This is a genomic window from Isoptericola croceus, from assembly GCF_029382255.1.
Taxonomy (GTDB): Bacteria; Actinomycetota; Actinomycetes; order Actinomycetales; family Cellulomonadaceae; genus Isoptericola; species Isoptericola croceus.
This window is the reverse complement of the sequence record NZ_JARLLG010000287.1, coordinates 1-270: the sequence shown is the minus strand read 5'-3', so window position 1 is coordinate 270 and position 270 is coordinate 1. Positions and strand designations below refer to the sequence as shown.

Genomic DNA, 270 nt, shown 5'->3' with positions numbered 1-270 from the left:
GTTCTTCGACAAGTTCGCCCGGTTCGTCCGGGTCTCGACGGTCTTCGACGAGGAGATCGCCGGTGGTCTCGCACGGCGCACCAGCGCCCAGGACCAGGCTGACCTGTTCACCATGGCCAAGGTGGCCCGGGACCAGAAGGTCAAGGACGCCTACAAGGCCCTGAGAGAGGACCTGGGGGTCACCGGACCCATCGGGGCCACGCGGTCCGTGCTGGTCAACCTGGACATCGACGTCATCGCGAACAAGGTCGGCAAGGGCCTGATCACCGA

At 65.6% G+C, this 270-nt stretch carries 1 protein-coding gene; it reads left to right on the top strand.

Features of this window, described 5'->3' with window-relative positions; all coding sequences use genetic code 11:
* A partial coding sequence (locus PZC42_RS21405) for a hypothetical protein (protein WP_277214170.1) occupies positions 1 to 270 on the top strand: 270 nt, incomplete at both ends.